This window comes from Methylobacterium sp. W2 (assembly GCF_020662345.1).
In the GTDB taxonomy this organism is placed as follows: domain Bacteria; phylum Pseudomonadota; class Alphaproteobacteria; order Rhizobiales; family Beijerinckiaceae; genus Methylobacterium.
Window position 1 is genome coordinate 64,507 of sequence record NZ_VMOA01000022.1, and the last position, 18,547, is coordinate 83,053.

Below are 18,547 nucleotides of genomic sequence, written 5' to 3' on the forward strand. Positions count from 1 at the left end.
GTCTCATCCTCATGTCGCCCCGCCCCAACGCCCGTCCGGCCCACTGAAAGACAAGCGAGCCCCGCGAGTGACCCCAGGGCACCCATGGCATCGCGGATGCCGTGCGGCAAGGCCAGCGAGAACGCAAGTACCCCGGCCCGTCCGACCTATCCTGCGGCTCCATCGAAGGGCCTGTCCCGATCCGTGAGGATCGGGAGTGCTTCAGTCAAACGCGCTGCCCACGCGGACGCCGGTGGTGATCGGCTGGGACGCGGCGGCGAAGACCGAGAGGACCTTCTTGATCTCGGTGAACGGCGCGTTCGAGACGTAGATCATGTCGCGGTTGCGCATGCGGAACGCCTGGGTGAGGAACAGGCTGTTGGGGTCGCGCATGTCGACCCGGTAGACCACCGGTACGAGCGGCGTGCCGAGAAGCGGGCTTCCGGGCTTCAGGCGCCGCACCACGGCCGCCGGCTCGAAGCGGAAGATGAAGGTCCCGGTCGGGTCGGCGTCGGCGTCGCGTTGCCCGCGCGCCTTGGCGAGCGCCTGCGCCAGGGTGATGCCCTCGGCCTGGAACGGGATTTCGGTCGCCTGACCCAGCGCACCCACCGCGAGGAAGGTCTGGGGATCGCGCACCAGGGTGAGGTTGTCGTTGGGGCGCAGGTAGATGTTCTCTTTGGGGTTCGACACCACGGTCGTCAGCGGCACCGTCGCCGTCGTGCCGCCGCGCGACAGGCGCACGAAGGTCTCGTTGACGGGCGTCTTGACGCCGCCGGCGGTGGCGATGACGTCGAGGAGGCGATCCCCCTGGGTTCCGAGCGGGACGCGGGCGCCGCCGATGGATTCACCACCGACCGTCACCGATTGCGAGACCGGTCGGATGACGGTGACGATGACCTGGGGCTGGATCGCCTTGCCGGCGAGCTCGGTCTCGATCAGCGCCTGAACGTCCTGTGTCCGCCGGCCGGCCACCTGGATCCGGCCTGCATAGGGGACCGAGATGGCGCCGTCGCGCGACACGACCTGCTCGGGCAGCTGCGCCGCCTTCGAGCCGGGGGAGAACGAATTGACCGTGAGGGGGCCGGAGAACAGGCCGCCCGAACCCGCCTCGAACACCGAGACGGCGACGGCGTCACCGACACCGATGACCGATTCCGCCGGGGCGCGGCGGTCGCCGAAGGACGCGAACAGGCTATCGAGGGAGCGCCCGCGCAGGGCCTCGACCACGGCGGAGTTCATGTCGATGAATTCGTAGCGGGCGAAGGTTCCCTCGCTCGTCGCCTGATCCGCACCGTCCACCACGGCCGAGGTCGACGGACCAGCGGCGGGCAGGAAGGCGCCGCATCCCGACACCGAAAGCGTGGTGATAAGGACGATAGGCAGAGTGCGCATGCAGTTTCGCCTGTCGGTTTCTCTCATCCGCTGCCTAAACCAAAGCCACGTCACTGTCCGTGGCAGGCCGGACACAGTCCCGCCCCGACGGGACACGCGCAACGATCATCCCCGATACCCACATGCCGGCCGTCCAGACCTTACCGTGCCGGTGCGGACTGGACGGCGAAGAGGGCTACAGAGTGCCTCACACAACTCCCGATCCAGGTCGGCTCTCGCCCGGAGCACGACGGCGCGGCGGGAGTTGTGTGAAAGACACTCAGCCGCATCCGCCTCGTCTCGCGGCCGAAAGCGCTCGACGGTGGACGGATCGCCATGCGAATTTCCGGGGCGCGAGCAGGGGGCACCTGCGAGGACACCCGAGCCAAAGCAGGACGCTTTTGTCTGACACGATCCCCGACCGCACTTCCGGCACATCCAACGTGCTGCCCCACGATGCCGACGTCCCGAGCGCCGTCCGGCGGCGTCACGTCTTCTATGTGCCGGGCTACGACCCGGAGGGGCGTACCCGCTACCGCATGCTGTTCGTGCGCGAACTGATCCTTCACGCCAAGCGGTTCGGTGAGCCCAAGCGCCGGCCCGGACGGGCGGTCATGGGGGCGGACGGGCTCTCCCAACGCTGGACGGTGGCCGCCGAACCGGAGGTCGGCGGGGCGGAGACGAGCTACGACGTGCTGCTGTGGGACGATCTCGTCCTCAAGGATTTCGCCCGCTGGCGCATCGTCAGCGTTGTCCTGCTGCTCATCGGCAGCCTGCAGGCCATCGTCTCCGGCATGATGGTGAAGTTCTACCGGCTGAACTGGAAATACGGCAACGTCATCCTCTATCCCCTTGGCCTGATCCTCCTGCTCACCCTCGTGAGCGCCCTGATCGCGCATCAGATCCACGCGCATCTGGGCGATGGGTTCGGACACAGCCTGAACTGGCCGGCCTGGGTGACGGTGCCGCTGGGAGTGGCGGCCGGCATCGTCTGGATCAAGTCCCTCGACGTACTGCTCGACCGCGCCTTCTTCTGGCAATTGCTCAACGACTGGGTCTTCAACTGGCAGCACGGCCAGGGCTGGCGGCGCGACTACGAGACCCGTGTCGATGCCTTCGCCGCCCTGGTGGTGGAGCGGCTGGCGGCATTCCGCGCGGAGGGAACCGAGATCGACGAGGTGCTCATCCTCGGCCATTCCACGGGCGCGCTCACGGCGGTGGAAGTCGCCGCCCGTGTGCTCGCCGCCGATCCTGTGATCGGCACGGGAACGACGGCGCTCTCCCTGCTGACCCTCGGCTCGGGCCTGCCCATCGTCGCCCTGCAGAGCAAGGCGCGCCGGGTGCACTCGGACATCGCGAGCCTCGTCGTCTCGGACCGGATCGTCTGGGTCGATTATTATGCCCCGCAGGACTGGATGAACTTCCCCGATTTCGATCCGGTGGAGCGCCTGCCCCTCGACCTCGGCGGCCGATCCCCGCGCAACCCGCTGGTGCGCTCGGCCAAGTTCCGTGAGATCATCGATCCGGAGACCTACCTCAAGGTACGATGGCGGCCGTTCCGTATGCATTTCCAGTTTCTCTTCGCCAACGACCATCGCGGCGAATACGACTTCTTCGCCATGGCGCTCGGTCCGCAGCGCCTACGGGACCGCGTGACCGGCCCCCGCATCACCAACAGCCAGGCGAACAAGCCGTGAGGCCGGGACCGGAGCCGAAGGCGGGAGCGGACATGCCCGACATCATCGTCGTCATGGGTGTCTCGGGCTCGGGCAAGAGCACGGTCGCCGGCCTTCTGGCCGAGCGTCTCGGATGGGACTTCGTCGACGGCGATTCCTTCCACAGCCCGGACCATGTGGCCAAGATGCGGGATGGCCACGGCCTCGACGATTCCGACCGCGCGCCCTGGCTCGCGGCCATGGCGGCCTGGATCGGCGCATGCATCGAAACCGGACGACCGGGCATCCTCGCCTGCTCGGCCCTGAAGCGGGCCTACCGCGATGCGCTCGTCCAGGGGCGGGCAGGCATCCGCATCGTCTATCTCGACGGCGACAGGGACCTGATCGCGGCCCGCATTGCCCGCCGGGCCGGCCACTTCATGCCGGCGGCCCTCCTCGACAGCCAATTCGCCCTCCTCGAACCGCCGGGCCCGGAGGAGGGGGCGCTCGAGGTGCCGATCGCCGGCAACGCGGAGGCGATCGTGGCAACGATCCTGACCGAATTGGGTTTGCCCTCCGACGATTGAGACGGCGCGGGACACTGCATGAAGTCGGGCCACCCCTCCGGCGATCGACGGATCGCCTTCGTGATCTCGGACGTGGACGGCACCCTCGTCACCTCCGACAAGAGCCTGACACCGCGCAGCAGGGACGCGGTGCGGCGGCTCGATGCGGCCGGCATCGGCTTCACCATCGCCTCCGCCCGACCGCCGATGGGGCTCACGTCGCTGATCGCCGAACTCGGCCTGCGCCACCCGATCGGCGCCTTCAACGGCAGCACTCTGCTCGACCCCGATGGCACCATCATCGCCGAGCACTTCATTCCGGAGGATACGGCCCGCGAGGCGGTACGGCTCTTCGGCGGGCTCGGCCTCGCGATCTGGGTGTTCGCGCGCGGCCAATGGAACCTGCGCGACCCTCACGGGCCCTATACCGATCTCGAGCGCCGGACCCTGCAGGCTGAGCCCACTTGCGTGGGGGATCTCGGACCGCTCCTCGGCGCAGCGTCCAAGATCGTCGGCGTCAGCGCCGATACCGATCATCTGGCCGAATGCGAGGGCCGGGTCGCCGAGGCCCTGGGGAACGGAGCCGACGTCCATCGCTCGCAGGCCTACTACCTCGACGTGACGCCGCACGGACAGGGCAAGGGCACCTTCGTCGACGCCATCGCCCGCCGCCTCGGGATTCCCCACGCGCGGATCGCGACCCTGGGCGACGCCGCCAACGACATGCCGATGTTCGCGCGCAGCGGGTTCTCGGTCGCCATGGGCAATGCGACGGAGGCCGTGAAGCGGGCCGCTTCGGCGGTGACGACGGGAAACGACGAGGACGGGTTCGCAAAAGCGGTGGATGATTTTCTCTTGACGCGCTAACGCGCCCTGGTCGCCCGAAGCCTCCCGCCACGGCCCAGCCCCTTGGCGGCGCTCGCAGAATCACCGGTCGAACCGGCGGGGAAGAAACCGCGCCTGTGCCATGTGCGCCACAGCACAGAGAGAAACGGCTCCGCTTCCCGGCAATCATGGCAACAGAGCCGCCTTCCGGCCTCAATTGGCCTCGACCCTGGCCGTCAGATCAAGAACGACGCCACCGGGTCTCCGAATGAATCAGCGCCTCCTGCTCCTCGCCGTGGTTGCGGCCGTCCTGCCTGGCCCCGTTCTCGGCCAGGGCACTCCGGCCCGCGACAACATCGATGCGCTGATCGAGGAGCAGGCAAAGGCAAACGGCGTCCCGGCGAGCTTCGTGCACCAGGTCGTCAAGCGCGAAAGCAACTACAATCCCAATGCGCGGGGCGGCAGCGCCCTCGGTCTGATGCAGATCAAGCACGCCACGGCCCGCGGCCTGGGTTATCGTGGCGACGCGGCCGGGCTTTACGACCCGAAGATCAACCTGCGCTATGGGATCGCCTACCTCGCCGGTGCCTATCGCACCGCGAAAGGCAATGTTCACCAAGCCTATAGCTACTACAACCGTGGCTATTACCATGCGGGCAAGCGCCAGGGCACCCTGGTCGCCGGCATCGAGGATACCGCTCCCGCCTCGCCGCAATCGGGTGCCGCCTTCAGCGACGTGTTCACCCGTGGCTTCGGCGGGCAGCGCAAGGCGCAGCCCGATGCGAACGTCATCGCCGCCGGCACGGCCCTGGCCTACGCTCCGAGCCTGACCGCTCCGTCCATGCCGACGGAGCTCGTGGAAGTCCCGCTGCCGCCGCGCCGCCCGGTCGCCTTGTCCGGCCTCGCACCGGCCGTGGCGGAGATCGGTCCCGCCCATGCGCCGGTCACAGCCTCCCCGGCCACGGCGCTCGCTTCCCTCTCGGTCAATCCTGCCGTGCCCCAGGCGGCTGCAACGGCGGTCGCCACCGAGGTGGCCATGACGGAGACCGTGGAAGTCCCGCTGCCGCCGCGTCGTCCCTCGGCCATCGTCCTCGCCTCGGTCGGCCGACCGATCGTGGCAAAAAAGGCGCCGACCCCCGGCACCATCATGGAAGCCTCGGCGCTTCCGCCGAGCCAGTAGGTCTGCAAGAGCTCTCTGCACCCGACGCGTCGCCTCACCGGGCCGGTCGGTCCTTGCCACCCGAACCGACTGTGTGTCTCAGCCCGAGACAATCGAGCATCGTTTTTCGAAACCACGCCACGCAAAACCTCCCTCGGCCATGCTGATTGCGGCAGAGACGACGCATGTTTCGCTTGCGTATGAGCCACGCCGATATCACATGGTGCAGTGCGGCATTTAGAGATCACGGACTGGCAAGATCGGGCTTCCAACGTGGAGCGCGAAGTGCAAGTCTTGGACATCAAGCCCAACGCCGACGATAGTGAAGCGTAGTCGCGTGCCTGATCTTGGTCGAACGGCCATGGATTGAGGGACCGCGAGCGGCGCTCGGGAGCCCGCCGCAATCGATCTCGCCGGCACGATCTTCGTGCCGAGCAAGGGTCGCGTGGCGGGATATGGTGAGGTCATCAGCCTCCGGGACGGTCAGGTCTCGGACGCGAACACGGAAGACGGACGACGGCATGGCCGGCGCGGCTGAACAAGAATCGATTTTCCTGGCCGAACTCGGTCGGCGTGTCAGGCATGCGCGGACGGTGCGCGGCCTGTCGCGAAAACTCCTCTCCCAGACCTCGGGGCTGTCAGAGCGCTACATCGCCCAGCTCGAGAGCGGGCAGGGCAACGTGTCGATCATCCTGCTGCGCCGCGTGGCGGATGCGATGGGCGTGCGGCTCGACGATATGATCACCGTGCAGGATACCCCGCCGGACTGGCACGTGATCCGTGATCTGCTTGCTACGGCATCGGCGGAACAGATCACCCTGGCGAAGGGCATCCTGTCCGGCCATGCCACGGCCAACGGCGAAACGCCGATGCCGCGGGTGGCCCTGGTGGGCCTGCGTGGGGCGGGGAAATCGACCCTCGGCCGCCGGGTGGCCGAGCGCCTGGGCTGGACCTTCATCGAGCTCAACGCCGAGATCGAGCGCGAGAACGCGCTGTCGGTGAAGGAGATCTTCGCGATCTACGGCCAGGAGGGATATCGCCGCCTCGAACAGGCCGCCCTGCGCCGGCTGACCGAACATCCCGGTCCGATGATCCTCGCCACGAGCGGGGGCATCGTCGCCGAGCCCCTGACCTACGACCTCCTTCTCCAAGCCTTCTTCACGGTCTGGCTCCGCGCCAAGCCCGAGGAGCACATGCAGCGCGTGCGCGACCAGGGAAAACTCGCCACCACCGGCGATCACGCCTCGGCCATGCAAGAGCTGCGCGCCGTACTGCTCAGCCGCGAGCCGCTCTATGCCCGCGCCCCGGCGGTGGTGGACACGTCCGACGTTCCCTTGGAAGAGATGATCGACCGGCTCGCCGCCGTGATCGATGCGCGTTTCGGATCGGCGGATTACCGGCGCAGTGCCTGATGGGCCATCGGCACGGGACAGCTGCCCCTTGATACCGGGGATGCCTTTCCCCACGCTATGGAGAGAGCTTGAGGGAACGGAGTGCTCCGTCCGCCCTTGACCTTGGGGAGAGTGTTCTCCCGTATCGGGTCCCGGCAAGACCCGTCCGAGCCCGGACGAGGCGACCAAGCCGTTCGGGTCACGCCGCCCGCCAAAGATTCCGCATTGCGGAGGAGTCCATGTCCGCCAGCCCACTCTCGAATCCCGCGATTGGACACGAATCCATCGCCGGGACCGTCGATCCGGTCTGGTCGCGCCTTCGCGCCGAGGCCGAAGCCGTCGTTCGCGAGGAGCCGCAACTCGCCTCGTTCATCGTGGCGACCATCCTCAACCAATCGACTCTCGAAGCGGCGGTGTCCCACCGCGTCGCCGCGCGTCTCGGCCATCCATCGCTGCCGGCGGAACTCGTGGCGCATGGCTTCCATGAGGCCATCGCCGCCGACCCGCGCATCGGCGACAGCTTCCGCGCCGATATCGGGGCGGTGCTGGATCGCGACCCCGCGGCGGCCCGGGCCATCGAGCCCGTCCTGTACTTCAAGGGCTTCCACGCCATCCAGGCGCACCGGCTGGCGCATTGGTACTGGACCAGTGGCCGCCGCGACCTCGCGCTCTACCTCCAGAGCCGGTCGTCCGAGGTCTTCCAGACCGACATCCATCCGGCCGCCCGCATCGGGCGCGGCATCTTCCTCGATCACGCCACCGGCGTCGTCGTCGGCTCCACCGCCGTGATCGAGGACGACGTCTCGATCCTGCATGCCGTCACCCTCGGCGGCACCGGCAAGCAGGGCAGCGATCGGCACCCGAAGATCCGCCGTGGCGTCATGATCGGTGCCGGCGCGAAGATCCTGGGCAACATCGAAGTGGGCGAATATGCCCGCGTCGCCGCCGGCTCCGTGGTCCTGCGCCCGGTGCCCGCCCACACCACGGTGGTGGGTGTGCCCGCCCGCGTGGTCGGCACCGCCGGCTGCGCCGAACCGGCACGCGCCATGGACCAGTTCGTCAATCTCGACCAGTTCATCCACATGGCCGAAGGCATCTGAACCCGTTCGCCCGCGCTTGCCCGGCGCGAAGCGGCATGGCAAGCGGTGCCCATCCCGAGGCACCGGGCCGATTGAGACGGTCCCGCCTCCACCGACCACCGACGAAGCAAGAGGCGAAAGCGTGAACAAGACCGACATCACGAAGGTCCAGGATTTTATGCGCCGGACGTTCGCCAACACGAATATCCGCCTCGTCGCCCGCCCCAAGAAGGACGATTCGGCCGAAGTCTATATCGGTGAGGAATTCCTCGGCGTGGTCTCCGTGGACGACGAGGACGGCGATCGCTCATTCAACTTCGCCATGGCGATCCTCGACATCGATCTCGAAGACTGAATCTCACGGGGCAACGAGGCTTCACATTCCGATCGCAGTCTCCGCGGAGCAGCGGTCCGCATGACGCCCCAATGCACGTAGTCCTCCCTGTGCGTTGGTTAACCCTGACGCCGGGAGATCCTTAACAACTCGTAAACGCTCTGGCAGAGTGTGCTCAATCCGTCGTCAAGGGTCGAGCGCGCCATGGATATCAGCCCCTCTGCCATCGAATCGATTCGGACGCTGTGCGTCGGCCTCGCCTTGTCCGGCCTCCTCGCCAGCGCGTTCGAACTGGTCTCAGACCGCCGCGCGAGCTTCAGCCTGCTGGAACGCGGTGGTGTCGGGGCCGTGGCCGCCTTGCCGATCCTGGCCTTCGGTGCCCCCTTCATCATCCTGCGCAACACCGTCCGCGGGCGTAGGATCGAGCGCCGGCCAATCCCCTTCGTCATGATCGCCACGATCATTGCCTGCGGCTGGAGCCTGCTCTCGGGCCGCGTCGCTCTCAATCTCGCCCACATGATCACCGGCTGAGCGGAGCGAGCCGCACCGGCGGCTCGGTCGGAGGGCGCCAAACTCTGAACTGGGCTCCGCTTCGCTCCACCCGCCGGGAAAAGGCGATGTGAGCGAGCCGATGCCCCTCCCTCTCAGCGGTTGGCGGTGGCCACCGGCGAGGCGACGCCGTTGAGGGAGACCCAGGCCATGCCGTCTTGCCCCTCGCGCTTGACGTAGGTGTAGCCGGTGCGCGGCGCTGACAGGATCGCGGCGGTCTTGTTGTCGAGGATGAGATCGCCCTTGTCGGTGCGGACCATCAGAACCGCATGGCCTTCACCGATATCGTCGATGACCACGGTCATCCGCAGGGCGCGACGGGGGAGGCCCCGCTCCACTAGCATCCGGCGCTTCAGAAGCTGGAAATCCTCGCAATCGCCGAACCCGTCATCGGGAAAGTCCCACCGGTCGACGACGCCCCAATGGGCCATGTCGGTAATCGGATGGATGCGCCCGTTGACGCGGCGGTTGACGCTGGTGAGCGTGCGCCAGATCGCCGGGTTGAGGGTGATCAGGGCCGGCTGCGACGTATCGACGATGCATTCGGCGGGGTATTTGGCGCAGAACCCGTTCCAGGCCGCCACCGGCCGGGCGCCGCCATTCTCGTTCACGGCTGGCGCATCGGGGAGGGCTGTGACCGGGCGCGCTTGCGTTGCGGCCCCGCCGAGGAGCAGGATGGAGCCCACCAGGGAGACCTTGGCCATCCGGCCGACCCGTCGCCACAGCCCGCTTCCCGAGAAGCTTCCGCCGTCGACGCCTCGCAGAATCGCGTGCCGCATTCCGGTCGCCCTGCCATTCGTTGCCGAAGGCAAGAAACTGGCACGCCCTGGGCCGGGGCTCAATCCAAAAGTTAAACCCGAATTAACTTCCCACGCAGTCGGGAGTTCCATGGCAGAAAAGTGATGTTTTCGGGCAACCCAAGGGAATCCGGTTCAACGGTTCGCAGTGGTCACCGGAGATGTGACGCCGCCCAGTGACACCCAGGCCACGGAGTCCTGGCTCTCGCGTTTGATGAAGACGTAGCCGGTCCGGTACCAGGGCAGGATCTCACTGGTCTTGTTGTCGAGGATAAGTTCGCCACGGTCGGTGAGGAGCGTCAGCACGGCATGACCCTCGCCCTTCTCGTCGATGACCACGGTCATCCGCATCGCACGGCGGGACAGGCCGGCATCGGCGAGACGCTTGCGCTTCAGGAGTTGGAAATCCTCGCAATCGCCCATCCCGTCCTCCGCGAGGTCCCAGCGGTCGGCTTCGCCCCAATGATCCATGTCAGTGACGGCGCGCAGGCCCGTATTCACCCGGCGGTTCACCGAGACGATCAGGCTCCAGGTCGCGGGAGTGAGGGCGATACGCGGCGGCTCGTTCGCGTCGACGGCGCATTCGGTCGGGTAACGCTGGCAGAACGAGACCCAGCCGACGATCGGACGGGCGGCGCCGAGGACGTCGGCGGATTGGGACGGCGAGGGCAGGGCCGCCAGCGTCTGGGCCTGCGAGGCCACGGTGCCGAACATCGCGAGGGCCGCGAGCATCCCGACCAAGAGTGATTTCGTCCGTAACATCGCGACCACCTCGTCCAACGAGGACCACGATGCCGCCACGCTTCCTGTGCTGCGCTGAAACGGATAGGCGCAATTTTATCGATCCGGCCTCGAAGCGGGGCCGCTGGCGGACAGAGCCAACCGGCGCCTGAACCGAAGGCTCGCATTGGCCCGACCAGGATCAGGAAACCGTAACCATGAGGGCGCGGGATGGGCGACGGGACGAGCGATGACGAATCGTGAGACTTGGTCCGAAGCGGAGATCACGCCATCCAGCCGTGCTGGCGGACAGTCCCGGAGAAACGATCGCTCGCGCTGATCGACGCCTCGACCGAAAGCGCATCGACTTTCGAATCGGAGTTGCGAGCCGGCAGACGTGGGGATTCCGTCGCAGCGATCCTCCGCGCCCGGGAACGGCGCCTTCGAAGGAGGGTGTGTCGCCGAGCCCTGGATGGCCGCCCTGCGCCGGCCGGCCGCGAAGCGGCGATGGCAATCTCCCACCCCGTTCGGGGCGGGCCGCCGATTTCAGAGCGTCAAGCCCTCATGGAACAGGTCCGGCGAGATCGGCAGCATGAAACCCACCCCGATGCCGCCCTCGAAATAGCGCACCACGCGTCCCGGCGTCCGCCCCACCATGACGCTCGTTCCGATCGGCGGCTGCGCCTGGGTCGAGAGGGCGACCCCGGACAGGGAGACGTCGATGATGCGGGCGGCGACCTCGCGCCCGCCCTCGAGCTTTACCGTCACCCCCGTTTCCTGCGGTGTGAGACGTTCATGGTTGCGCCCCTCGGGCAGGCCGAGAGCCTCGCGGTTGGAGATCCAGGTGAGTTGGGACGCGATCTTGTCGCGCTTGCGCTGAGTCGCGTTCAGGCGAACCGCCATACCGCCGCTGGGGAACCGGGCGATGGTCCCCTCGATGCGCCCGATACTCTCGAGATACAGCACGACGCGCTCATCGGGTGCTCCCAGAACCGCGCAGGTCAGGCGGACGCCGCCCGGTGACATGTCCACGGTCTGGCAAGGGAATTCACGGCGGTCGGCCAGCATGTAACGGCCGAGGAGGGCGACATTGACCCGCTGATGGCGACGCAGATCCGATGGCCGTAGCAAGCGCACCGGCTTCGCTTCAGTCTGCGCGAGAGCCTCGATCATCGCGGAATCCGCACTCGGGTTAGATCGTCGTCAGCACAGTCTTACAGGTCGGCTGGTTACGAAAATCTTTGCCGGGGACAGATAAGTTCGGTGTTTGGTCCAGTAAAACGCCGATCAGGCCCGTCCGCCGGGATGCACCATGAGATGTCCGCGACGCACCGGCAGGCTGTCATTGGCGGGCTCCGGCAGGTTCCTGAGATTGGCCGCGGCGTCGTTCCTGGCGAGATCGATGACGTCATAGGTCGGATCGAGAACGCGCAGGGACACGGATTCGAGCCGTTCCACGGGGCGAAGCCCCAGCCATTGCGGAACGACCTTCGGGCTGAGCGCTCCGAGCAGGCGGACCTGGGTCTGCCCGCGGTGGCGCAGTGGGAGAAGTAGGAGTTCGAGGTCGATCTGTTCGTCCCGCTGCGTCTTTCCTCGCAGACCGGCGACGATCCCCACCGTATCGACCGCCACCGTCTCCACGAGGCGCCAGGGATCGGCCTGCCCCGCGCCCCAGATGGCGGCGAAGGCGCTGCCGCGCAATTCACGCCCGAACAACGCACAGACGCGGGTCCCCGCAAGCCGGACCGTCGCGTCGGAACGCGCCATGTCGAGCTCCAGGATGAGGCTCTCGGACAGGAGGTTGCGGATCTCGCCGGGCTCGATCTCGCTCCGCTCCGGCGCAGCTCGTGTTCCACGAAGCCGGTCCCAGTAATGATAGAGCATACGGCTGGTCGGATGCTTCATGGTGTCCCGTCGTGGCACGGTCCCGGGGGACCTGTTCGAAATCGGCCCGATCCGTGCAGCGCTGGACACAGCGGACGGTTCGGTTAACAAGCCTGCGCACACCTTATGCCCGTCCAAGGCGGCACGCTCGCTTAAGCTTTGATTAGGGTTAACGCGCCAGGCAGCCATTGCGGCGATGTCCAGATGGGTCGAAGCGTTCGGGTCGCGTCGGCGCTTCTCCCAAATCGCGTGCCGCTCGCCTGAATTTGCATGGACCGGGGGCTTGCGGCGGCGGCATCCGCGCCGACATGGTGGCGCCATGGATGCCATGCCCGATCTGCCGCGCCAAAGCCGCGTCCCCGTCTTCAACATGCCGAGCGTAGTCACGGCATCGATCGTCCTTCTGCTCGGCCTTCACGCATTGCGCGACTTCGTCCTGCCGGACGAATGGGACATCACGCTCATCCTCAAACTGGCACTGATCCCCGGCCGATGGCTCGCCTCGGTCGACCCGGACCGGGCCGCGGAGATCCTGTCGGCCGCCTCGGCGGCCGCGGGTGATCCGGAAACGGGCCTGGCCCGCAGGGCCTTCGCTCAGTATGTCGTAGCGAACCCTTCGGCGAGCCTCTGGACCTTCGCGACCTATGCCTTACTGCACGGCTCGTGGACGCACGTCATCTTCAACGTGGTCTGGCTTGCCGCCTTCGGCTCGCCCGTGGCGCGGCGATGCGGTCCCTGGCGCTATGGTCTGCTCGGACTCATCGGCGCGGTGGCCGGGGGCATCCTTCACGTAGCGATCGACCCGCTGAGCACCGCCCCGCTGATCGGCGCCTCGGCCGGGGTCTCGGCCCTGATGGCCGCCGCCGCGCGCTTCGTGTTCCAGCCGCCGCCATCCTTCCTTGCCGGCCAGCCCTGGCAGCGCATGGCGCATCCGCCGCTTCAGACCATCCCCGAATTGCTAAGGAACCGCACCGCAGTGATGTTCCTGGGCATCTGGCTCATCACCAACTTCGTGTTCGGGATCATTTCGCTCCCGCTGGGAGCCGAATCCTCGACGGTGGCGTGGGACGCACACCTGGGAGGATTTCTGGCAGGATTTTTCCTTTTCCCGATCCTCGACCGCTCATGGAGTACGAAAGCGTAATTTTTCCGCATGTTTTGGCATCGGAAGCGGGGTCTCGTGGGTTGTCACGTCAGACCTTGCGTCACACAATTCCGTGATGCGCCGGAATCGAGCCGGCCCGCGCCAAGCATCATACGGGAGACCACGTCCATGACCGTCGCACGCATTCTGGCCGAGAAGGGCGGCTCCGTCGTCACGGTGGAGCCGCACCGGACCCTCGACGAAGCCATTCACCTCCTTGCGGAGAAGCGGATCGGCGCCATCGTCGTGAGCAACGACGCGGGTGCCGTCCTCGGCATCCTATCGGAGCGCGACATCATCCGCGCCCTGGCGCGCCAGGGCGCGGGAGCCTTCGATGCCCCGATCTCCGAGCATATGACCGCGGCGGTGACCACCTGCAGCCGCTCCAGCACCGTCGAGGACGTGATGCAGCTGATGACCAACGGGCGCTTCCGCCACGTTCCGGTGGTCGAAGACGGGCGCCTCGCCGGCCTCGTCTCCATCGGAGACGTGGTCAAGCGCCGGATCGCCGCCGTGGAGGCGGAGCATCAGGCCATGCGCGACTACATCACGATGGCCTGACGATGCTCCAAATGCGCCATTGGGGGTCTCCTCTCACGCGAAGCGGAGGGGCCCCGGCAGGGTCAGACCCGCTCCGCCGCCAGGGCGACGAGTTCCCTGATGCGTGGCAGGGCAGCCTTGGCCGCTTCCCGACCGAGGAGGATCGCCTCGTCGGCGCGGTGGAATTCGAACAGGCCCATCTCCGCAAGACGCGGAGACACCATCAGGTCCGGCGGGTCGCGCTCTAATCTCGCCCGTGAGATACGGTCCTGGGTGATGTTGAACGCATCGAACATCACCCGCCCCATGCCGGGGGAGCCGGGCTCCCGAGGCGAGGCGGGCCGTGGACCCGCAGCGCGCCGACCGGTGCCGCGCATGCGGCGCAGGAGGTCCCATCCCCGGCGCGACGTGGCGAGGGGCATGGCCGGCGAAGCGATCCCGTCGCTTTCCGGCCCGATCACCAGGCCGGGCTCCGTGCGCGGATCGCCGTTGAGGTTCACGCAGATCACCAGTTCGGCCCCGAGCCCACGCGCGAGCTTGACCGGAACGGGATTCACCAGCGTCCCGTCCATCATTAGGCGCCCGTCGAGGCGGACCGGAGGAAACAAGCCGGGGAGGGCGTAGGAAGCCCGGATCGCCTCCACCAGGGAGCCGCGGGTGAGCCAAACCTCATCGCCGGAGCCCAGATCCGTCGCCACGCTGGCAAAGCGGATCGGCAGGTTCTCCACCCGCCGCGTGCCAAGATCGCCTTCGAGGCGGCGCTTCAACCGTTCGCCGGCGATGAGGCCGGACCCCAGCCGCAGGTCGAGGAGGCCCATGACCCGCCGCTTCGTCAGCGACAGAGCGAAATCCTTGAGCAGGTCGAGCTTACCGGCGGCGTAACAGCCGCCGACGACGGCGCCGATGGAACAGCCGGCCACCATGTCGGGATGGATGCCGGCCTCTTCGAGCACCTCGATGACGCCGATATGCGCCCAGCCCCGCGCGGAACCGCCGCCGAGGGCGAGACCGATCCGCGGTCGCGGCGGCGGTTGTTCGGCCACGGGCTCCACATTACCCCGCGGAAAAACCGGCTTCTGCGACAGGTTTGACAGCATGCCCTGGCGGTAGAGGGCGACCCCGCGAAAGGACAGCCCATCCCAGGTCACGACCCGGCGGGCCCGAGCAAGGCCTCTCCGGATACCGGATCGAGGGAGACGGCCCGGTAGAAGCAGGAACGTCGTCCGGTATGGCAACATCCGCCATCGCCGCCGACTTCCACCGAGATCAGAAGTGCGTCCTGGTCGCAATCCACCCGCATTTCGACCACGCGCTGGACCTGCCCGCTGGTGGCGCCCTTGTGCCAGAGCTCCCCCCGTGAGCGCGACCAGTACCAGGCCTCGCCGGTCGTCAGGGTACGCCGCAGGGATTCGGCGTTCATGTGGGCGAGCATCAGGACCCGCCCGTCATGGGCGTCGACGGCGATGCAGGCGACGAGACCGTTCGCATCGAAGCGCGGGGTGAGCTGCGTCCCTTCCTCGACATCCTTGCGCGGGCCGGGCGGAGGAAATCCACCGGCCAGGGCGGAGGCTGGGCTCACCGTCATTGTCGGGAAGCCCGCGTCAGTTCTTGCTGTTGCGGACGAGGGTGAGGAACCGAACCTGCTCGTTGGCATCGTCCTTGAACGCGCCCCGGAACTGCGTGGTCAGGGTCGAGACGCCGGCCTTCTGCACGCCGCGCATGGCCATGCAGAGATGCTCGGCCTCCACCATCACGGCGATGCCGCGCGGCTTCAGGATGCTCTCGATCACGTCGGCGATCTGGGCCGTCATGGTCTCCTGCGTCTGCAGGCGGCGGGCGAAGGTATCGACCACGCGGGCGAGCTTGGAGAGGCCGACCACGCCCTTGGTGGGGTAGTAGGCGATATGGGCCAGGCCCATGAATGGCACCATGTGGTGCTCGCAATGGGAATAGAACGGGATGTCGCGCACGAGCACGATGTCGGAATAGCCCTCCACCTCCTCGAACACCCGCTCGAGCAGCGCGTCGGCATCCTGCTCGTAGCCGCCGAAAAGCTGGCCGTAGGCCTTCACCACCCGGGCGGGGGTATCGAGCAGGCCCTCGCGGGTCGGGTCGTCTCCGGCCCAGCGCAGCAGGGTGCGCACGGCAGCCTCGGCCTCCTCACGGCTCGGGCGGCCGGTGGCAACGGAGTCGGGCACGCGCTTGGCGGAAGACGGCAGAGGAGCGACCTCGACGGGAGCCTCCACGGGGCGGGAATTGTCGTTGCGCATCCCGTTCAGGGGTGCGGGCGCAGCCTTGGCAGTCGGGTCCATTCCCTGATGATCCGTCTCGGTCAGCCGGTAGGATAGGGATTTGAGCGCGGCATCCATGGCATCTCCCGCCCGAGCGACACGGGCGTTCATCGTCGAGCTATCCGGTTTTGCGTACATCGTCGTACCATCTCGGCCGCGTTTTCAGCCGCGTTGCCGCAGGCCGGCGCCCGAACGGTAAGGTCTCCTAGGCCGTGGGCGCGACCCTGGTCGACGAGCCGCCTCCTCGCGAAACGGCGCGCTGGCGCCTATATCGTCGTTATCGCGCCGCCGCGCAATGCGGGGAATGCGGATCAGACCATCGTGATCGGAAGCCGGCTTCATCCGGCAGGACGCGCCCCATGCTCGACGACATCTACAACCGCCGCATCCTCGAACTCGCGGCCGACATCCCCCGTCTCGGCCGGCTCGACGCCCCGGATGCCAGCGCCACCGCTCATTCGAAGCTCTGTGGCTCCACCGTCACCGTCGATCTCGCCGTGGCGGACGGCACGGTGACCGATTTCGCCCATGAGGTGAAGGCGTGTGCCCTGGGCCAGGCCTCCTCCTCGCTCATGGCCCGCCACGTGGTCGGGGCGAAGGCGGACGACCTCCGGAGCTTGCGCGAAACCATGCGCCGCATGCTCAAGGAGAACGGTCCGGCGCCGCAGGGCGAATGGGCCGATCTCGCCGTGCTGGAGCCGGTCCGGGATTTCAAGGCGCGCCATGCCTCGACGCTTCTCACCTTCGATGCCGTCGTGAATGCCCTCGATCAGGTCGCCGCCAAGGCCCAGGCGGCCGAATAAAGCCATGGTCCGCCGCGCGGCCCATTGGGCGATCCGGGGCTACCAGCTCACCCTGTCGAGCCTGATCGGCCGGCAATGCCGACACTGGCCGTCCTGCTCGGATTACACCGACGAGGCGATCCGCCGGCACGGAATGTGGCCTGGCGGCTGGATCGGGTTCTCGCGCATCTGCCGTTGCGGCCCCTTTGGCACGCATGGCATCGATCTCGTACCGGACGTCCTGCCGTCGCGCTCGGCTTGGTACGCCCCCTGGACCTATGGGCGCTGGCGCGGGGTGAACGCGCCGCCATCGCCGTTTGCGTGCGAGACGGCGGATAAGCCTGCACCACACGATACCGGGATGACCGGCTCTCGATGAGCGAGAGCTTTAGGGAGGCCCGTGTCTATCTGACAGGTGCCCTAACGCCGAAGCTCCCGCTGCCAAGCGTAGAGGTCCGATTCCAGCGAATTGATGGATCCGACCGGGGAAGCGGTGCCCCCATGCGCACAATGATTCCTGACTGCGTAGGTCGCGAGGATCTTATTGAACGACGGCGAATGCCTGTCGAGCACGAGGGAAAGCCGGGTCTCGAACGGAACCTTCCGACCTCTGAGCGAATCGGCGTCCCATCCTCTCCGCTGCGTCCAATCCGCGTTTCCCGCGCGGGATGTCCTCGCGGCGGTGAAGACCTCGTTCACCGCGACCTCGAACTGCCCGAACATCAGCACGAAGACGCCCCGCTCCAACGTATCGCGTTTCTCGTCCAGCCTCGCCAGAGCCGCAATGTCTCCCGACGACGCCGACTTCATGGCTTCGCGTTGCCACTGCGCGAAGAACCAGTCGTAGGTTGCCTTGATCAAAGGCAGATGGTGCATCGTCAGGCCAAGCCAGTGAGAAGCTCTGGTGCATAGGGAATGCCGTCCGGCTGCCCGCTCGCTCTGAAGAGCTGCCAACTCGGCGTGCGAAACTGGTCCGCCTTGTCCACTAGAATGAAGGCCCCCTTGGAGGTGTAGAGGTCGACACGTCCATTCGCCCCGATGACCCACAGACCCTTCGGCTTGAACAGGGCATAGCCGCCTTCAGGGCCGTCGATCCTGAGGACAGGCTGCTCCGCCGGGGCAACCCCCTGTTTGCGCATGAGTTCTTCGTTCATCGGAACCGCGTCGGCCCGGGACACAGCCCAGCCCTGTTCGACGGCCCACTGTTCCGTTTTCCGGAAGAGCACGTTCAGCCGGCCGAGCCAATCGTCGACACGATGCTGGATATCCTCCTTCGACAGGTCGTCGTTGAGGGGCAATAAAAGATCGTCGTCATCGAGCACGAGGGCCATCCTTCGATCACTCAACTACGGTTCTGGCTACCGTCATTCAACATAGCACGAAGGCCCCCCGGCACGGGATCGATTTACGGGGCCGCTAGCCAATGCGACGATCCGGGCAACCCCACCTTGCCGCCCTCCCGGCCGTGTACCGCCCCCCTC

The 18,547-nt window shown here is 67.0% G+C and carries 22 protein-coding genes; 12 read left to right on the forward strand and 10 right to left on the reverse strand.

Annotated elements, in window-relative coordinates:
• Positions 1 to 201: 201 nt before the first annotated feature.
• Complete coding sequence (locus tag FPV16_RS13925; RefSeq protein ID WP_227439003.1) at positions 202 to 1,371, reverse strand: polysaccharide biosynthesis/export family protein; 1,170 nt, start codon at positions 1,369 to 1,371, stop codon at positions 202 to 204.
• Between the two features lie 422 nt (positions 1,372 to 1,793).
• On the opposite strand from FPV16_RS13925, the gene FPV16_RS13930 reads away from it, so the two are divergent.
• The 8 genes from FPV16_RS13930 to FPV16_RS13965 all read left to right on the forward strand — a co-directional run bounded on the left by FPV16_RS13930 (position 1,794) and on the right by FPV16_RS13965 (position 8,890).
• Positions 1,794 to 3,047, forward strand: coding sequence for an alpha/beta hydrolase (locus tag FPV16_RS13930; protein WP_413629301.1), 1,254 nt, complete (start codon positions 1,794 to 1,796; stop codon positions 3,045 to 3,047).
• A 32-nt stretch (positions 3,048 to 3,079) separates the two neighbouring features.
• Entirely contained in the window at positions 3,080 to 3,592 is a 513-nt protein-coding gene (locus tag FPV16_RS13935; RefSeq protein ID WP_227439004.1) for a gluconokinase, read from the forward strand.
• Positions 3,593 to 3,610: 18 nt separating this feature from the next.
• Positions 3,611 to 4,438: a Cof-type HAD-IIB family hydrolase gene (locus tag FPV16_RS13940; protein WP_227439005.1), complete on the forward strand. Its 828-nt coding sequence runs from the start codon at positions 3,611 to 3,613 to the stop codon at positions 4,436 to 4,438.
• Between the two features lie 226 nt (positions 4,439 to 4,664).
• Positions 4,665 to 5,576 carry a lytic transglycosylase domain-containing protein gene (locus FPV16_RS13945; RefSeq protein WP_227439006.1) on the forward strand — a complete coding sequence of 304 codons (912 nt, stop codon included), beginning with the start codon at positions 4,665 to 4,667 and terminating at the stop codon, positions 5,574 to 5,576.
• 434 nt (positions 5,577 to 6,010) lie between these two features.
• Positions 6,011 to 6,967, forward strand: coding sequence for a helix-turn-helix transcriptional regulator (locus FPV16_RS13950; RefSeq protein ID WP_227439007.1), 957 nt, complete (start codon positions 6,011 to 6,013; stop codon positions 6,965 to 6,967).
• Positions 6,968 to 7,185: 218 nt separating this feature from the next.
• Positions 7,186 to 8,046, forward strand: coding sequence for a serine O-acetyltransferase (gene cysE, locus FPV16_RS13955; protein ID WP_227439008.1), 861 nt, complete (start codon positions 7,186 to 7,188; stop codon positions 8,044 to 8,046).
• A 121-nt stretch (positions 8,047 to 8,167) separates the two neighbouring features.
• Positions 8,168 to 8,380: a DUF3126 family protein gene (locus tag FPV16_RS13960; RefSeq protein WP_227439009.1), complete on the forward strand. Its 213-nt coding sequence runs from the start codon at positions 8,168 to 8,170 to the stop codon at positions 8,378 to 8,380.
• Positions 8,381 to 8,563: 183 nt separating this feature from the next.
• A complete protein-coding gene (locus FPV16_RS13965; protein ID WP_227439010.1) occupies positions 8,564 to 8,890 on the forward strand; it encodes a DUF6949 family protein in 327 nt (108 codons plus the stop codon).
• Positions 8,891 to 9,003: 113 nt separating this feature from the next.
• Here FPV16_RS13965 and FPV16_RS13970 read toward each other — a convergent pair whose 3' ends face one another.
• The 4 genes from FPV16_RS13970 to FPV16_RS13985 form a co-directional block, all read right to left on the reverse strand.
• On the reverse strand, positions 9,004 to 9,687 hold the full coding sequence (locus FPV16_RS13970; protein ID WP_227439011.1) for a transglutaminase-like cysteine peptidase: 684 nt from the start codon (positions 9,685 to 9,687) through the stop codon (positions 9,004 to 9,006).
• A gap of 153 nt (positions 9,688 to 9,840) precedes the next feature.
• Complete coding sequence (locus FPV16_RS13975; protein ID WP_227439025.1) at positions 9,841 to 10,437, reverse strand: transglutaminase-like cysteine peptidase; 597 nt, start codon at positions 10,435 to 10,437, stop codon at positions 9,841 to 9,843.
• Positions 10,438 to 10,971: 534 nt separating this feature from the next.
• Positions 10,972 to 11,598, reverse strand: a complete 627-nt coding sequence (locus FPV16_RS13980; RefSeq protein ID WP_227439012.1) for a PilZ domain-containing protein — start codon at positions 11,596 to 11,598, stop codon at positions 10,972 to 10,974.
• Positions 11,599 to 11,712: 114 nt separating this feature from the next.
• Entirely contained in the window at positions 11,713 to 12,330 is a 618-nt protein-coding gene (locus tag FPV16_RS13985; protein WP_227439013.1) for a PAS domain-containing protein, read from the reverse strand.
• Positions 12,331 to 12,628: 298 nt separating this feature from the next.
• On the opposite strand from FPV16_RS13985, the gene FPV16_RS13990 reads away from it, so the two are divergent.
• Positions 12,629 to 13,453, forward strand: a complete 825-nt coding sequence (locus FPV16_RS13990) for a rhomboid family intramembrane serine protease (protein WP_227439014.1) — start codon at positions 12,629 to 12,631, stop codon at positions 13,451 to 13,453.
• A 129-nt stretch (positions 13,454 to 13,582) separates the two neighbouring features.
• Positions 13,583 to 14,014, forward strand: coding sequence for a CBS domain-containing protein (locus FPV16_RS13995; protein ID WP_227439015.1), 432 nt, complete (start codon positions 13,583 to 13,585; stop codon positions 14,012 to 14,014).
• A gap of 62 nt (positions 14,015 to 14,076) precedes the next feature.
• Here FPV16_RS13995 and FPV16_RS14000 read toward each other — a convergent pair whose 3' ends face one another.
• The 3 genes from FPV16_RS14000 to folE are packed head-to-tail and all read right to left on the reverse strand — an operon-like array spanning position 14,077 to position 16,422.
• The gene (locus FPV16_RS14000; protein WP_264483852.1) at positions 14,077 to 15,090 is read right to left on the reverse strand and encodes a patatin-like phospholipase family protein; all 1,014 of its coding nucleotides are present in this window, start codon (positions 15,088 to 15,090) and stop codon (positions 14,077 to 14,079) included.
• A 47-nt stretch (positions 15,091 to 15,137) separates the two neighbouring features.
• Positions 15,138 to 15,578, reverse strand: coding sequence for a phosphoribosyl-AMP cyclohydrolase (hisI, locus tag FPV16_RS14005; RefSeq protein ID WP_227439017.1), 441 nt, complete (start codon positions 15,576 to 15,578; stop codon positions 15,138 to 15,140).
• A 16-nt stretch (positions 15,579 to 15,594) separates the two neighbouring features.
• Positions 15,595 to 16,422, reverse strand: coding sequence for a GTP cyclohydrolase I FolE (folE, locus tag FPV16_RS14010; RefSeq protein WP_227439018.1), 828 nt, complete (start codon positions 16,420 to 16,422; stop codon positions 15,595 to 15,597).
• Positions 16,423 to 16,643: 221 nt separating this feature from the next.
• On the opposite strand from folE, the gene FPV16_RS14015 reads away from it, so the two are divergent.
• Positions 16,644 to 17,087 (forward strand): iron-sulfur cluster assembly scaffold protein, encoded by a 444-nt coding sequence (locus tag FPV16_RS14015; protein WP_227439019.1) that lies wholly within the window; start codon positions 16,644 to 16,646, stop codon positions 17,085 to 17,087.
• Positions 17,088 to 17,091: 4 nt separating this feature from the next.
• Complete coding sequence (yidD, locus tag FPV16_RS14020; RefSeq protein ID WP_227439020.1) at positions 17,092 to 17,445, forward strand: membrane protein insertion efficiency factor YidD; 354 nt, start codon at positions 17,092 to 17,094, stop codon at positions 17,443 to 17,445.
• A 41-nt stretch (positions 17,446 to 17,486) separates the two neighbouring features.
• On the opposite strand, the gene FPV16_RS14025 is transcribed toward yidD, so the two are convergent.
• A complete protein-coding gene (locus FPV16_RS14025) occupies positions 17,487 to 17,942 on the reverse strand; it encodes a hypothetical protein (RefSeq protein WP_227439021.1) in 456 nt (151 codons plus the stop codon).
• A 2-nt stretch (positions 17,943 to 17,944) separates the two neighbouring features.
• The gene (locus FPV16_RS14030; RefSeq protein ID WP_227439022.1) at positions 17,945 to 18,388 is read right to left on the reverse strand and encodes a hypothetical protein; all 444 of its coding nucleotides are present in this window, start codon (positions 18,386 to 18,388) and stop codon (positions 17,945 to 17,947) included.
• Between the last annotated feature and the right edge of the window lie 159 nt (positions 18,389 to 18,547).

What these genes read in the sequence shown, in the direction of transcription:
- FPV16_RS14000 (WP_264483852.1), bottom strand. Translation starts at nt 15,090, where the DNA reads ATGCTGTCAAACCTGTCGCAGAAGCCGGTTTTTCCGCGGGGTAATGTG.
- folE (WP_227439018.1), bottom strand. Translation starts at nt 16,422, where the DNA reads ATGTACGCAAAACCGGATAGCTCGACGATGAACGCCCGTGTCGCTCGG.
- FPV16_RS13970 (WP_227439011.1), bottom strand. Translation starts at nt 9,687, where the DNA reads ATGCGGCACGCGATTCTGCGAGGCGTCGACGGCGGAAGCTTCTCGGGA.
- yidD (WP_227439020.1), top strand. Translation starts at nt 17,092, where the DNA reads ATGGTCCGCCGCGCGGCCCATTGGGCGATCCGGGGCTACCAGCTCACC.
- FPV16_RS13975 (WP_227439025.1), bottom strand. Translation starts at nt 10,437, where the DNA reads ATGCTCGCGGCCCTCGCGATGTTCGGCACCGTGGCCTCGCAGGCCCAG.
- FPV16_RS13995 (WP_227439015.1), top strand. Translation starts at nt 13,583, where the DNA reads ATGACCGTCGCACGCATTCTGGCCGAGAAGGGCGGCTCCGTCGTCACG.
- FPV16_RS14025 (WP_227439021.1), bottom strand. Translation starts at nt 17,942, where the DNA reads ATGCACCATCTGCCTTTGATCAAGGCAACCTACGACTGGTTCTTCGCG.
- FPV16_RS13950 (WP_227439007.1), top strand. Translation starts at nt 6,011, where the DNA reads ATGGTGAGGTCATCAGCCTCCGGGACGGTCAGGTCTCGGACGCGAACA.
- FPV16_RS13935 (WP_227439004.1), top strand. Translation starts at nt 3,080, where the DNA reads ATGCCCGACATCATCGTCGTCATGGGTGTCTCGGGCTCGGGCAAGAGC.
- FPV16_RS13940 (WP_227439005.1), top strand. Translation starts at nt 3,611, where the DNA reads ATGAAGTCGGGCCACCCCTCCGGCGATCGACGGATCGCCTTCGTGATC.
- FPV16_RS13965 (WP_227439010.1), top strand. Translation starts at nt 8,564, where the DNA reads ATGGATATCAGCCCCTCTGCCATCGAATCGATTCGGACGCTGTGCGTC.
- FPV16_RS13925 (WP_227439003.1), bottom strand. Translation starts at nt 1,371, where the DNA reads ATGCGCACTCTGCCTATCGTCCTTATCACCACGCTTTCGGTGTCGGGA.
- cysE (WP_227439008.1), top strand. Translation starts at nt 7,186, where the DNA reads ATGTCCGCCAGCCCACTCTCGAATCCCGCGATTGGACACGAATCCATC.
- FPV16_RS13945 (WP_227439006.1), top strand. Translation starts at nt 4,665, where the DNA reads ATGAATCAGCGCCTCCTGCTCCTCGCCGTGGTTGCGGCCGTCCTGCCT.
- FPV16_RS14015 (WP_227439019.1), top strand. Translation starts at nt 16,644, where the DNA reads ATGCTCGACGACATCTACAACCGCCGCATCCTCGAACTCGCGGCCGAC.
- FPV16_RS13990 (WP_227439014.1), top strand. Translation starts at nt 12,629, where the DNA reads ATGGATGCCATGCCCGATCTGCCGCGCCAAAGCCGCGTCCCCGTCTTC.
- hisI (WP_227439017.1), bottom strand. Translation starts at nt 15,578, where the DNA reads ATGACGGTGAGCCCAGCCTCCGCCCTGGCCGGTGGATTTCCTCCGCCC.
- FPV16_RS13985 (WP_227439013.1), bottom strand. Translation starts at nt 12,330, where the DNA reads ATGAAGCATCCGACCAGCCGTATGCTCTATCATTACTGGGACCGGCTT.
- FPV16_RS13980 (WP_227439012.1), bottom strand. Translation starts at nt 11,598, where the DNA reads ATGATCGAGGCTCTCGCGCAGACTGAAGCGAAGCCGGTGCGCTTGCTA.